The 14,196-nt window shown below is 68.4% G+C and carries 8 protein-coding genes; 5 read left to right on the top strand and 3 right to left on the bottom strand.

What is annotated here, in order from left to right; translation table 11 throughout:
• Positions 1-100: 100 nt before the first annotated feature.
• Positions 101-1,936 (top strand): ATP-binding protein, encoded by a 1,836-nt coding sequence (locus tag PWS46_RS19405; protein ID WP_434622122.1) that lies wholly within the window; start codon positions 101-103, stop codon positions 1,934-1,936.
• The gene (locus PWS46_RS19400; RefSeq protein ID WP_434622120.1) at positions 1,933-3,288 is read left to right on the top strand and encodes a sigma-54-dependent transcriptional regulator; all 1,356 of its coding nucleotides are present in this window, start codon (positions 1,933-1,935) and stop codon (positions 3,286-3,288) included. The genes PWS46_RS19405 and PWS46_RS19400 overlap by 4 nt, the downstream gene beginning before the upstream one ends.
• Positions 3,289-3,314: 26 nt before the next feature.
• On the opposite strand, the gene PWS46_RS19395 is transcribed toward PWS46_RS19400, so the two are convergent.
• On the bottom strand, positions 3,315-3,638 hold the full coding sequence (locus PWS46_RS19395; RefSeq protein WP_434622118.1) for a hypothetical protein: 324 nt from the start codon (positions 3,636-3,638) through the stop codon (positions 3,315-3,317).
• Positions 3,639-4,021: 383 nt separating this feature from the next.
• Between PWS46_RS19395 and PWS46_RS19390 the strand changes: the two genes are divergently transcribed.
• The 3 genes from PWS46_RS19390 to treY all read left to right on the top strand — a co-directional run bounded on the left by PWS46_RS19390 (position 4,022) and on the right by treY (position 12,904).
• A complete protein-coding gene (locus tag PWS46_RS19390) occupies positions 4,022-4,330 on the top strand; it encodes a hypothetical protein (RefSeq protein WP_434622116.1) in 309 nt (102 codons plus the stop codon).
• A 120-nt stretch (positions 4,331-4,450) separates the two neighbouring features.
• Entirely contained in the window at positions 4,451-10,069 is a 5,619-nt protein-coding gene (gene treZ, locus PWS46_RS19385; RefSeq protein ID WP_434622114.1) for a malto-oligosyltrehalose trehalohydrolase, read from the top strand.
• Between the two features lie 54 nt (positions 10,070-10,123).
• The gene (gene treY, locus PWS46_RS19380; RefSeq protein ID WP_434622112.1) at positions 10,124-12,904 is read left to right on the top strand and encodes a malto-oligosyltrehalose synthase; all 2,781 of its coding nucleotides are present in this window, start codon (positions 10,124-10,126) and stop codon (positions 12,902-12,904) included.
• Positions 12,905-12,972: 68 nt separating this feature from the next.
• On the opposite strand, the gene PWS46_RS19375 is transcribed toward treY, so the two are convergent.
• Positions 12,973-13,338, bottom strand: a complete 366-nt coding sequence (locus PWS46_RS19375) for a hypothetical protein (RefSeq protein WP_434622110.1) — start codon at positions 13,336-13,338, stop codon at positions 12,973-12,975.
• A gap of 224 nt (positions 13,339-13,562) precedes the next feature.
• Positions 13,563-14,024 carry a response regulator gene (locus tag PWS46_RS19370; RefSeq protein WP_434622108.1) on the bottom strand — a complete coding sequence of 154 codons (462 nt, stop codon included), beginning with the start codon at positions 14,022-14,024 and terminating at the stop codon, positions 13,563-13,565.
• Positions 14,025-14,196 lie beyond the last annotated feature (172 nt).

The following is a 14,196-nucleotide window of genomic DNA, read 5'->3' as shown; positions in this document are numbered from 1 at the left end:
CGAGAATCCGCACGACATGGGGTCCGGCGATGTGCGAAAATCCGCACACTTTACAGCGCTGCGGCATCAATGTTGCGGCGCAGCATGATCAGGGGCGACGTTGCTTAGCAATCCGACCGACCCGGCGACAGATTCGACCGCCCTTCCCTCCCCGTCCGTGACGCTGTCGCCGGCGGCGCAACTGGTCGCCCGTGCGCTGGAACGGCCGCGCCGGCTGCTGATGGTGGCGCTGCTGCTCGGCGTTCCGGCGGCGGCGGCATTGGCGGCGGGCTGGGCCTCGTCCGTGGCGCTGGACGATCTTAAGGACAGCGCGCGGGCGCAATTGGCGCTCTACAACGCCAACCTGCGGGCGGAGCTGGAGCGCCATGCCGCCGTTCCCCTGGCGTTGGCCCAGGATGAGGAGGTGCGCGCCGTTCTGGTCAACCCGACGCCGGCTGCGGTCGACCGGCTGAACCGCAAGCTGCAGGGCATCGCCCAGGCGCTGGATGCGCTCGCGCTTTACGTGATGGACGCCAAGGGGACGACGCTGGCGGCCAGCAACTGGAATGGCGCCGCCAGCTTCGTGGGTGAGAATTTCTCCTACCGTCCCTATTTCCGCATGGCGATGGACCAGGGGGAAGGTCACCATTTCGCGCTGGGCACCACCTCGCTGGTGCCGGGCTATTACACGGCGAACCGGGTGGTGGCGGAAAACCGCACAGTGGGGGCGGTGGTGCTGAAGCTGGGGTTCGACCGGCTGGAGCGTGGCTGGACGCCGGGGCAGGAAAAGCTGCTGGTGACCGACCGCGACGGCGTGGTGTTCATCACCAACATGCCGTCCTGGCGCTACCATGCCCTGCCCCGCCGCCTGCCGATCAGCTTGCCCATCGTGCCGGAGGGCACCAGCGAGGGGCTGGACGTGCTGCCCTGGGCCTTCGGCGGCGCCTCCGACCGCATCGCGCTGGAGGAGAAGGACGGGCCGCGGCGCTATCTGCTGACCTCCGTCGCCATGCCCGGCGGCGACTGGACCCTGCACAGCCTGACCAGCCTGGATCCGGTGACCGCCCGCGCCTGGGTCGCCGGGCTGCTGGCGGCGGCGGCCGTGGCGATGGCGGCGCTCACCGCCTATGCCGTGGCGCTGCGCCGGGTGGCTCTGGTCGAGCGGATCGCCTTGCAGGAGGAATCGCGGGCGGAACTGGAACGCCGGGTCGCCGCCGCCACCGCCGACCTGCGCGCTGCGGAGAACGAGCTGACCCAGGCGGCCAAGCTTGCGGCGCTGGGCCAGATGTCTGCCGGCATCGCGCACGAGATCAACCAACCGCTGGCCGCCATGCGCAGCTTCGCCGACAATGCCGTGGTGCTGCTGGAGCGCGGGCGGATGGACGCGGTGCGCGGCAATCTGGCGGAGATCGCCGAACTGACCGACCGCATGGCCGCGATCACCCGCCAGTTGAAGGGCTTCGCCCGCCGCGCCTCCGGTACGCTGGGGCCGGTGTCGGTCCAGGGCGCGGTGACCCAGGCGCTTGCCCTGCTCGAATCCAAGCTGCGGCGCGAGGACATCACCGTGGAGGTCGATCTGCCCGACCAGCCGATCCGTGTGGTGGCGGAGGATGTGCGGCTGCAGCAGGTGCTTGTCAATCTGATCGGCAACGCAGCCGACGCCATGCGCGGCTGTCCGGTGCGCCGCCTGCGCATCGGGCTGGTCACGGCGGAGGGCGAGGCGCTGCTGAGCGTCGCCGACACCGGCGGCGGCATCGCCGAGGCCGATCTGCCCAGGCTGTTTGTCCCCTTCTTCACCACCAAGGAAGCCGGCGAGGGGCTGGGGCTGGGGCTGTCGATCAGCCACGGCATCGTCGAGGATTTCGGCGGCAGCCTGACCGCCGCCAACCGCAACGGGAAGCCCGGCCAAGGCGCCGTCTTCACCCTGCGGCTCACCACCACGGAGCAGGCCACATGAGTCAGTCCATTCCCGAGGCCGCCGGCGCCGTGCTGTTCGTCGATGACGAGCGGGCGGTGCGGCTGGCCGGACAGCAGGCGCTGGAGCTGGCGGGGTTCGATGTGACGGCCTGCGACGGGGCGGAGCGGGCCCTGCGCCATCTCGGCCGCGACTGGCCGGGCTGCCTCGTAACCGATGTGCGCATGCCGCAGATGGACGGGTTGGCCCTGCTGGCGCGGGTGCGGGAAATCGACCCCGACCTGCCGGTCATCCTGATCACCGGCCATGGCGACGTGCCGATGGCGGTGGAGGCGATGCGCAACGGCGCCTACGACTTCCTGGAAAAGCCCTTCCCGTCCGACCGGTTGACCGAAATCGCCCGGCGCGCGGTGGAGAAGCGGCGGCTGGTGCTGGAGAACCGCAGGCTGCGGGCGCAGATCGCCGGCGGAACCGATCCGGCAGGGACCATCGTCGGACGCACGCCGGGCATCGAGCGGCTGCGCGCCACCATCGCCGCGGTCGCCGACACCGATGCCGACGTTCTGGTGTTCGGCGAGACCGGCACCGGCAAGGAGATGGTCGCCCGCGCGCTGCACGACGCCAGCGGCCGGCGCAAGAACCCCTTCGTCGCGCTGAACTGCGGCGCCATGCCGGAGACGATCTTCGAGAGCGAGCTGTTCGGGCACGAGGCCGGCGCCTTCACCGGGGCCACCAAGCGTCGGGTCGGCCGGATCGAGCATGCCGGCGGCGGCACCCTGTTCCTGGACGAGATCGAAAGCATGCCGCTGGCCCTGCAGGTCAAGCTGCTGCGGGTGATTCAGGAGCGGGTGGTCGAGCCGCTGGGGTCGAACGAGCAGGTGCCGGTCGATCTGCGGGTGGTCGCCGCCACCAAGGCGGACCTACGCCAAGCGGCGGACGAGGGGAAATTCCGCGCCGACCTTTATTACCGGCTGAATGTGGTGGTGCTGACCATCCCGCCCTTGCGGGAACGGCGGGATGACATCCCGCTGCTGTTCCAGCATTTCGTCGCCCAGGCCGCCGCCCGCTACAACCGCGAGCCGCGGACGCCGACCCGCGAGCAGATGCAGCGGCTGATGAGCCAGGATTGGCCCGGCAACGTCCGCGAACTGCGCAACGCCGCCGACCGCTTCGTGCTGGGGCTGGAGGATGTGGCCCTGGCACCGGTATCGGCACCGTCGGTGCTGTCCCTGGCCGAGCAGGTTGACCTGTTCGAGAAGGGGCTGATCCAGTCGGAACTCGCCCGCCACCGCGGCAGCGTGAAGGCCGCCATCGAGGCGCTGAACATCCCGCGCAAGACCTTCTACGACAAGCTGAAACGCTACGGGCTGAGCCGGGAGGATTTCATCGAGTGAGTCCCTGCACTGGTTAGGAAACTAACTCAGATATGCAGGAACTTCGCGATTCCCGCGAGCGCCAGCACGCTGACGATGAAGCCCAGCAGATGAAGTGTGGTCGGGAGCTTTTCGACCGCGCCCTCGACCTTGGCGACACGCTCCCCCACTTTGGCGACATCTTCTTTTGTCGCCAGGGATTTCAACCGCTCGTCAATCCGTGCGAGCGTAGGCGCCATCTGGTCAAGGATGGTTTCCATCCGGTCAACGCGTCGGGTCAATTCGTCCATACCAGGAGGATGGCCCCCGCCACCGCTTCCGTCAACGGGGGCGCGCTCGCGGTCTTTCGCGATCGGTTGCCGATCGTCCATGCCGGATGCTCTGTTCGGAAGGGCCATCGCAACGTTATCCTGGATTGCTGGTGGACTCTGCTCGCTTTCTGCGCATCGCAATCGGAATGCAAATGTATTTTTGCGAAGTCGGGAGGCATTTTCCACAACTCATCACCTCCTGCGGTGGATCGCCGCCCCTCTCTTCCCCCATTCGTGCAGTTGGCGTCCGGTTCCGCTTGCCTGCCGCGCGTGCGGTTCCCATGTCGCTTCAGGTGTCCGGCCGCCTCTTCCATATTTCGGGAAGCCGGCCTTCGGACAGCTCGGCCGGGCGGACCTTTCCTTCGTTTCGGCTGTTGTACTGGAGACCACACAGCACCGACGTCGAAGGGGACGGCCTTAGAATGTCACCGAGGATTAGCACCATGACCCCCCGTCTCCTTGCGGAGCTTCTGGAACCGATCCTGACCGCAGCGGACGACGACGAAGAGGCCTTGTCCGAGGCCGTGAACCTGACCGCGGAAGCCATGGCGGCGCTGGGCGCCACCGTGCTCGATCCCGACGGGAAGCCGGCCCGTGGGGTGTCCGATGAACGGGCCGTCGTCGCCGCGCTGAACACCCACGCGCACAATCTGATGCGCGACGGGCGGCTGGACGACGTGGTCGAGGCCCTTCAAGTGGCCGAGCGGATCGGCCGGCTCGCCCATCTGCCGCACCACCCGCGGACCGTCTGACCACTCTTTCGGGAGAAAGGCGCGGTCGTTCGCGGAAGCGGCTTCGCGGGTGCGGGAATTTCTCCCCGCCGTGCTGTTTGAGCGACGTGCCACCCAGCGCTCAACAGGGGAGGAGCCCTCGTGCCCACCGCGCCGCAGCCACATGCCCAGCCGACTGTATTGGCAAACCCGCTGGAAAGCGGGATTCTGTCGCGCCTCCAGGACGACCTGCTGCCGGACCATCTCCTGACCCGCCGCTGGTACGCGGCGAAGGACGCCGGACGTCCGGTCGTGCGCATCGTCGACGCCCTGCCGCTGCCGCTCGCCGGCGGATCGCAGGCCCAGCTCTGCCTGTTGCGGGTGGAGCCGCCGGGGCAGGAGCCGCAGCTCTACCAGCTTCCCCTGATCCTCGACCGCGGCACCGGCGAGGATGCATCGGTGATCGCAGGTTCCAAGGACCTGCCGGTTCCGGGGCGTCTGCGCGACGGCTATGCCGATGACGGCGTCGTCCGTGCGCTGCTGGGCGCCATTCTGAAGCGTGATCCCGAGCCAAGCGAAACGGCGCTGTCCGCCGGCCTGACCGCCGGCCACACCCGTGCCTGCGAGGCGCTGGCGGAACGGCTGCATACCGACGCCCCGCTGCACCGGATGACCGCGGAACAGTCGAACACCTCCATCCGTATCGGCGACGCCGCCATCCTGAAGGGGCTGCGCAAGCTGGAACCCGGCATGCACCCCGAACTGGAGGTCAGCCGCTTCCTGACCGAGGTGGCGCAGTTCCCCAACACGCCGGCCCTGCTGGGCTGGGTCGAGCGGTCCAACAGCTCCGGCTCCACCACGCTGTGCGTCATGCAGCAGCTTGTGCCGGAAGCGAAGGACGCCTGGTGCCATGTCATCGGCCATCTGAACGACCGCGTTGCCAGCTTCGAGGACAGCGAAACGGCGCAGGCCGCCGATGCCGACAGCGTCGGCTTCCTGCGACTGCTGGGGCAGCGGACGGCGGAGCTTCACCGGGCGCTCGCCACCCCCGGCGGCGGCGACGCCTTCACGCCCGAGCCGGTGACGGCGGAGCGGCTGAAGGAATGGGCGGGCGGCGTGCGGACCCTGGCGAAGCGCGTGCTGGAGCGGCTGCGCGCTGCCGGGCAAACGGAAAAGCGGTCATTGGACCCGGCGATTGCCGCGCAGGCCACCGCCCTGGCGGCGAGCGAGCCGGCGGTGATGGCGCAGATCGACGCGCTTATTCCAGCGGCCGCAGACCTCAGCGCCATGCGGCTGCACGGCGACTATCATCTCGGGCAGGTGCTGGTGTCGCGCGGTGACGTGCAGATCGTCGATTTCGAAGGCGAGCCGATGCGCCCGCTGGCCGAACGGAGGGCCAAGCACTGCATCCTGCGCGATGTCGCCGGCATGCTGCGCTCCATCGCCTATGCCGCCGCCATGGTGCGCGATGGGATCCCGGCCGGCCTTGACGGCCCGTCGCGCGATGCCCGCACGGCGTGGCTGTCCTGGTGGGAGGGGGCTGCGTCGGCGGCCTTCCTCGACGGTTATCGCACCGCCATCGGTGACTGTCCCGGCTTCCCGCGCGACCCCCATGCCGCCGCGGCGCTGCTGAAGCTGTTCCTGCTGGAAAAGGCCCTGTACGAGGTCGGATACGAGCTTGCCAACCGGCCGGGCTGGGTGGGAATCCCGCTGGCCGGCGTCACCGCCATCATCCGTGCCGATGCCGGGCCGGAAATCGCCAGCCGCGACCGTGACCGCATTCCCCCGGTGGACGAGCGCCGCCGCAGCCATTCCATGCCCTTCGGGGCGGAGGTCCAGGCCGACGGGGCTGTGCGCTTCTCCCTGTGGGCACCGACGGCGGCGTCCGTCCTGCTGTCGCTGGACGACGGCGGGCCGCCGCTGGCGATGGAGGGGCAGCATGACGGCTGGTTCAGCCTGACCACCGCGCGGGCGCAGGCGGGCAGCCGCTACCGCTTCGTCCTGCCGGACGGGCTGGGGGTGCCGGATCCGGCCTCCCGCTTCCAGCCGGACGACGTGCATGGCTCCTCGGAGGTGATCGACCCTGGTGTGCATGCCTGGACCGACGCCGCCTGGACCGGCCGCCCCTGGCACGAGACGGTGCTGTACGAGCTGCATGTCGGCACCTTCACGCCCGAAGGCACCTTTCTATCCGCCATTGAGCGGCTGGACGATCTGGTCGAACTGGGCGTCACCGCCATCGAGCTGATGCCGGTAGCCGATTTCCCCGGCTCGCGCAACTGGGGCTATGACGGCGTGCTGCCCTTCGCGCCGGACAGCGCCTATGGCCGGCCGGAGGACCTGAAGACCCTGGTGCAGGAGGCGCATGCCCGCGGTCTGATGGTCTTCCTCGACGTCGTCTACAACCATTTCGGACCGGAGGGGAATTACCTCCACGCCTTCGCCAACAGCTTCTTCACCGACCGCCACAAGACGCCCTGGGGCGCCGCGATCAACGTCGACGGCGAGCACAGCGGGCCGGTGCGCGACTTCTTCGTCCACAATGCGCTTTACTGGCTGGAGGAATACCACCTCGACGGCCTACGGCTGGACGCGGTCCACGCCATCATCGACGATGGCGACCGCCACGTTCTGGAGGAACTGGCGGAGCGGGTGCATGACCATTTCCAGAACCAGCGCCATGTCCATCTGGTGCTGGAGAATGACGCCAATCAGGCGCGTTTCCTGGCCCGCCACCGCGAGGGCGACCCCCGCTGGCACACTGCCCAGTGGAACGACGACCTGCACCATTGCCTGCATAGTGCTGCGACCGGCGAGGATGGCGGCTATTACGCCGACTACGCCCACGATCCGGCCAAATGGGGCCGCGCGCTGGCGGAGGGCTTCACCTTCCAGGGCGATCCCTCGGCCTATCGCGACGGCGAGTTGCGCGGGGAGCCGTCGGCCCACCTGCCGCCGACCGCCTTCGTCACCTTCATCCAGAACCACGACCAGATCGGCAACCGGGCCTTCGGCGAGCGCATCACCCACATCGCCAAGGCCGAGGCGGTGCGCGCGGCCACCATTCTCTACCTGCTGGGTCCCGGCATCCCCATGCTGTTCATGGGCGAGGAATGGGCGTCGGCCAAGCCCTTCCCCTTCTTCTGCGACTTCGGCGAGGAACTGGCGGAGGCGGTGCGCAAGGGCCGGGCGGAGGAGTTCGCCAAGTTCCCCGAATTCCAGAATCCCGACGCCCGCGCCCGCATCCCGGATCCGACCTCGCCGGGGACCATGGAGTCGGCGAAGCTGGATTGGGATGCCCGCGCACGGCCGGAGCATGCCGGCTGGCTCGACTGGTATCGCCGGGCGCTGGCGTTGCGCCGGGCGGAGATCGTGCCGCGGCTGGACGGCGTTCCCGGCGGGGCGTCTAGCCATAAGACGGTCGGGCAGACCGGGCTGACCGTCTGCTGGAAGCTGGGCGACGGCAGCCGCCTGCATGCCTTCGCCAACCTCGGCGACACGCCTGCCGCCGGCTTTCCGGAGGCGTCGGGCCGCGTGCTGTGGACGGAGGGAGACAGTCTCAAGGGCGACAGGCTCGGCCCGTGGTCGGTGGTGCTGTGGCTGGAGGAGGCCTCGGCGCTCGACCGGCTGGCCGATCGCATGGGGGTGGAACGCTCCTTCGACAATGCCGCAGGGGAAACCGTGACGGCCAGCGAGGAGACCATCCGCGCCCTGTTATCGGCGATGGGGGTGGAGGCGGGCGACGAGGCCGCGGCCCTTGCCCATCTCGACCGGTTGGACGAGGAGGAGTATGGCCGTGCCCTGCCCCCGTCGGTGGTCCGCCGCGCCGGGGCGGCGGTCACCGTGCCGATCACCCTGCCCGACGGCACCCGGACCCTGCGCTATACCCTGACGCTGGAAAGCGGAGTGACGCAGAGCGGCGTCGTCGGCTTCGCCAGCCTGCCGCGCTGCCGTTGCATCACCGCCGGCGACGTGACCTATGCCGAGCGGCGCCTGCCGTTGGGCAAACTGGACAAGGCCGGTTACCACTCGCTGCGGGTGGAGACGGAGCATGGCGTAGCGGAAACCCGCCTGATCCTGGCGCCCGCCCGCTGCCATCTGCCGACGCCGATGCTGGTGGGCGAGAAGCTGTGGGGCCTGTCGGCGCAGCTCTACACCCTGCGCAGCGACCATGACTGGGGCATCGGCGATTTCGGCGATTTGCGGACGCTGGCCGACATCGCGGCGGCGCGCGGGGCGGCGGTGATCGGGCTGAACCCGCTGCACGCCCTGTTCCTTGACAATCCGGACCATGCCAGCCCCTATTCCCCGGCCAGCCGGCTGTTCCTGAACCCGCTCTACATCGACGTCACCGCCGTGCCGGAGTTCCTGGACGATGCCGGCCTGCGCCGCCAAGTGGCATCGCCGGAGTTCCGGCATGCGCTGGAGGCGGCGCGGTCCACCACTCACGTCGATTATGCCGCGGTCGCCAGGCTGAAGCTGCCGATCCTGGAAAAGCTCTTCACCGATTTCCAGACCTCGGCGAAGCCGGAGCGTCGCGCCGCCTTCGACGCCTTCTGGACCGAAAGCGGCATCGGGTTGGAGCGGTTCGCCACCTTCCAGGCGTTGCGGGAACGCTTCGCGCAAGAGGGCAAGGCCGACTGGCACCAATGGCCGGCGGAGTACCATGACGCCACCGCACCGGCGGTGGAGCGGTTCGCGAAGGAGCATTCCGACCGGGTCGCCTTTTACGCCTGGCTGCAATGGCTGGCCGACGATCAACTGCGCGTGGCGGCGGAGAGGGCGACCGAACTCGGCATGACCATCGGCTTCTACCGCGACCTCGCGGTCGGGGCCGATGCCAGCGGGGCGGAGACCTGGATGACGCCGCAGGCGGTGGTGGACGCCGCCCATGTCGGCGCCCCGCCCGACCTGTTCAACCCGGCCGGACAGGATTGGGGGCTGCCGCCCTTCCATCCGCAGGCGTTGAGCGCGGCCGGCTATCAGCCCTTCATCGATCTGGTGCGCGCCAACATGCGCCATGCCGGCGCGCTGCGCATCGACCATGTCATGGCATTGCAGCATGTCTACTGGATCCCGGACGGCCATCCGCCGGGCGAAGGCGCCTATGTCGCATACCCGATGGAAGACCTGCTGGGCATCCTGGCGCTGGAAAGCCAGCGTCACCGCTGCCTCGTCGTCGGCGAGGATCTTGGCACCGTGCCCGATGGCTTCCGCGAGCGGATGACCGAGGCCGGGGTGCTGAGCTACCGGGTCGTCTTCTTCGAATGGACGGAGGATGGCGCCTTCAAGGGACCGGACGAGTATCCGGAACTGGCGCTCGCCACCATCGGAAGCCATGACCTCGCCACGCTGCGCGGCTGGTGGGAGGGCGACGACATCGTGCTGAAGGCCGAAAAGGGTCTCTATCCGGCCGAGGACGAGGCGGAGAAGCAGCAGGCCCGCCGCGCCGCCGACCGCAACGCCCTGGTCGATGCCCTGCGCGCCGCCGACATCGCCCTACCCGTCGGGTTCGGGCCGGACAGCCCCTATGACGCGGCGCTTGACCATGCGGTTCATGCCTTCCTCGCCCGCACCAACGCGGCGCTGGCGGTGGCGCAGTTGGACGACCTGACCCGCGAGCGCGATCAGGTCAATCTGCCGGGGACCACCGACCAGTACCCCAACTGGCGCCGCAAGCTGTCGATGACGCTGGAGGAACTGGCCGATGCGCCGGAACCGGCGGCGGTCGCCGACATCCTGGCCGCGGCGCGCCAGTCCTCTTCCCCCGTCCGCCGCTAACTGAAAAACGCCCTTCCCTACTCCGCCATCGTCTATTCCGAGGAGCACACACCCATGGCCCCCGCCGCCGGCAAGCCCATCCCTCGTGCGACGTACCGGGTCCAACTGAATGGCGAGTTCGGCTTCGACCGCACCGCCGCCATCACCGATTACATCGCCCGTCTGGGCGTCAGCCATCTTTACGCCTCCCCCTACATGAAGGCGCGGCCGGGCAGCACCCACGGCTACGACATCGTCAACCACAATGAGCTGAATCCGGAGGTCGGCGACCAGAACGATTTCCGCGATTTGGTGGAGGCGCTGAAGCGCAACAACCTGGGCCAGATCCTGGACTTCGTCCCCAACCATATGGGTGTCGGCGGCAGCGACAACGAATGGTGGCTGAATGTCCTGGAGTGGGGTCCGGACAGCCCGTATGCCGGGTATTTCGACATCGAATGGGAATCCGACTACCGCTATCTCCAGGGCAAGGTCCTGGTGCCGTTCCTGGGCGACCAATATGGCGCGGTGCTGGTGTCGGGCGGACTGGAGCTTCGCTTCGATCCGGAGACCGGCAGCTTCGCCGTCTGGGCCTATGGCAGCCACAAGCTGCCGGTGCGTCCGCAGGATTACGGCACCATCCTGGGCAGCGACCACCCGGATCTGGAGCGGATCGCCGACGCCTTCACCCATCTGGACGACGCCCACCCTCACCAGCTTCGCGGCGCATCCGACCTGAAGGCGGAACTGGCGGCTCTGGTGGCGACCCGGACGGACGTGGCCGACGCGATCAACCAGCGGCTTGCGGTCTTCCGCGGCTATCAAGGAGAGATCGACACCTGGGGCCATCTGCATGATCTGATCGGCCGCCAGAACTGGCGCGTCGCCTATTTCAAGGTGGCGGCCGACGACATCAACTATCGCCGCTTCTTCAACATCAACGAGCTGGCCGGCCTGCGCATGGACGAGCCGGAATTGTTCGACGTCGCCCACCGGATGGTGCTGGCGATGGTGGCGGACGGCACGCTCGACGGTATCCGCATCGACCACATCGACGGGCTGATCGACCCGAAGAGCTATTGCGAGCGGCTGGTCGCCGCCAGCTCCAAGCCATTCTATCTGGTGGTGGAAAAGATCCTCGCCCGGCATGAGCGGCTGCGCGAGGATTGGCCGATCGACGGCACCACCGGTTACGAATATGCCAACCTGATGGGCGGCCTGTTCGTCGATCCGAAGGCGGAGGAGGCCTTCACCCGCCTCTACGCCGACTTCATCGGCCGGCGCGACGATTTCGATGAGGTGGTGCGCCAGTGCAAGATCCGCATCATGGAAAGCGAGATGGCGAGCGAGCTGAACGTGCTGTCGCGCAAGGCGTCGCGCATCGCCCGCTCCAACCCAGCCACCGCCGACTTTACCGCCAACATCCTGCATCAGGCGCTGAAGGAGACCATCGCCCGCTTCCCGGTCTATCGCACCTATGTCGACGGCGGCGTGCCGAGCGACCTCGACCGCCGCGACATCGACTGGGCGATCTCCCAGGCGCGGCGGGTGGAACAGGGGCCGGACGGCTCGGTCTATGATTTCCTGCAGCGGTTGCTGACCACCGATCTGGTGGCGGCTCCCAAGAGCGGCTACAGCCATCGGCAGGTCACCCGCTTCGCCATGCGGTTCCAGCAGTATAGCGGGCCGGTGATGGCGAAGGGGCTGGAGGACACCGCCTTCTACCGCTACAACCGGCTGGTGGCGCTGAACGAGGTCGGCGGCCATCCCGACCATTTCGGCGTCAGCGTCTCCGCCTTCCATCGTGCCAACCAGGACCGTGCCCGCAACTGGCCGAACAACATGCTGGCCAGCACCACCCACGACACCAAGCGCGGCGAGGACACCCGCGCCCGCCTCTACGCCCTGTCGGAGATGCCGGAGGAGTGGGAGCGGCAAGTGCAGACCTGGAGCCGTCTTCTGCGCGCCCGCCGCGGCGACGTGGAGGGCACCGCCCCGCCCGACCGCAACGACGAGTATCTGTTCTATCAACTTCTGCTCGGTGCTTGGCCGGTGGAACTGACCGGCGCCTCGGTGGAGCAGATCGACCAGCCGGCGATGACCGCCTTCGCCGAGCGCATCGTCGGCGCCATGACCAAGTCGATGCGCGAGGCCAAGGTCCATTCGACCTGGGCGGCGCCGAACGAGACCTATGAGGGGGCTGTCGTCAGCTTCATCCATGATGCGTTGGACGTGACCCGCCGCAACGCCTTCCTGGAGGCCTTCCTGCCCTTCCAGGCGGCGCTGGCGCGCATCGGCATGGTCAATGGACTGTCCCAGGCCCTGCTGAAGCTGACCAGCCCCGGTGTGCCCGACATCTACCAGGGTTGCGAGCTGTGGAATCTCAGCCTCGTCGATCCCGACAACCGCCTGCCGGTGGATTACGACGCCTGCCGCAAGCTGCTGGACGAGGTCGAGGATGTGGTGGAGCGCGGCGCCGTGCCCGCCCTACTGGAGCGCTGGACCGATGGCGCGGTGAAGCTGGCGGTGACCCGGCAGGCTCTGGCGGTGCGTGCGGAGCTGCCGGAGGTCTTCAGCGCCGGCGAGTATCTGCCGCTGGAGGCGACCGGTGACCGCGCCGACCATGTGGTGGCCTACGCCCGCCGCAGCGGCGACGATACGGTGCTGGTGGCGGTGCCGCGGCTGGTCGGGCAGTTGGGCGACAGCCCGGATTGGGGAAACACCGCGATCCCGCTGCCGCGTGGCAGCCGCTGGCGCAACCGGTTGACCGGGGCGGAGGTGGAGGGCGGCGACACGGTGATGGCGGCGACGCTGTTCGCCGATCTGCCGGTTGCCCTGCTGTCGCAGGAAGGCTGACGCCGAAGCCGAGAGAAAAGGGCGCGCGATCGCTCGCGCGCCCTATTTCTTTGTCGGGACTGCGAAGGTCAGCGGGTCGTGCTGCCGGTGCCCGAAGTGGAACCGCCGGTCGAACCGCCCATGGAGCCCGACGGCTGCTGCGTGCCGACCGCGCCGTCGGAGCCGGTGCCCATCGAGCCGCTGCCCATGGCAGACCCGCTGGAGGACGAGCCGCTGGAGCCGCTGGTCGCGCTGCTGTTGCTGTCGACGCCGCCCATGCTGCCGCAACCCAGCTGGTTGTTGGAGGTGCAGGGCGGGTTGGTCTGGTTGGCGTTGGTGCTTGGACCGGCGCTGGTCGCGGCGGGGCTGCCGGAGATGGAACCGCTGCTGTCGGCGAAGGCCGGGGCGGCCATCAGGGCGAGAGCGGCGGCGGTGCCGATCATCAGGCTCTTCATGACAGGTCCTTTCGCTGTGCGTGCCCCTCGACGCCGGTCTGCCGGCGGCCGGGCTGCTGTTGTCCGGAAACATCGAAATCCGTGGGCGGAGCCGGGGTCGTCTCCGTCATCCACGCAACCAACAGCGGCAGTCGGCAATCATTGCGTCGGCGTCTCGCCCGCAAAAAGAAAACGCCCACCGAAGGGCGGGCGTTCTCAGGAGGACGATGCGTGAGGAGGACCGGTCAGGCCGTGCGTGCCTTGGGCAGGTTGGCGGCGCTCAGGCTGGCGGTGGTGGCGACGGAGCCGTGGAAGATTTCCAGCGCGGCCGGCGTGGAGGACGGCCGCAGGCCACCCAGGATTTCACCCGCCGCGCCGACGGCCTGGACCAGCGCGTCCGGCATCACCGGCTTGCGCAGCAGGCCCATCGCGAATTCGCGGGCTTCGGCCGCATGGTGGTCGAAGCCGGTCATCAGCAGCGACGGAACGCCGTTTTCCTCCCACAGCCGCCGGGCGAGCACGAGACCATTCTCACCCCCGGCGAGATTGACGTCGACCAGCGCCAGGTCGGGACATTCGCGGGCACCGACCCGCGCGGCCTTCACGGCATCGCGCAGCGGTCCAACCACGGTATAGCCCGCATTCTCCAGAACGGCCTTCACGGCCGGACCGATCAGCGGATCGTCCTCGACGACAAGCAACTTCAAGACGGCATGCTCCCTTGATTGACGGTGCGGGCTTATAGCCCGTCCCGTCCGGTTTTCGAAGCGCGTTCGGCTTCGATCAACTGAACCGCCCATGTTTGTCGCGGTTCCGCTCCGTTCAAGAGGTCTAAGGGGTACTCCCTTACGGGTATGCCGCCTCACTGAACGTCCGGGA

Origin of the sequence: Azospirillum sp. B2RO_4 (assembly GCF_051124815.1) — a bacterium.
Classification (GTDB): Bacteria; Pseudomonadota; Alphaproteobacteria; order Azospirillales; family Azospirillaceae; genus Azospirillum.
Note: the sequence above shows the minus strand (reverse complement) of the source record. Positions and strands in the feature narration are given on the sequence as shown.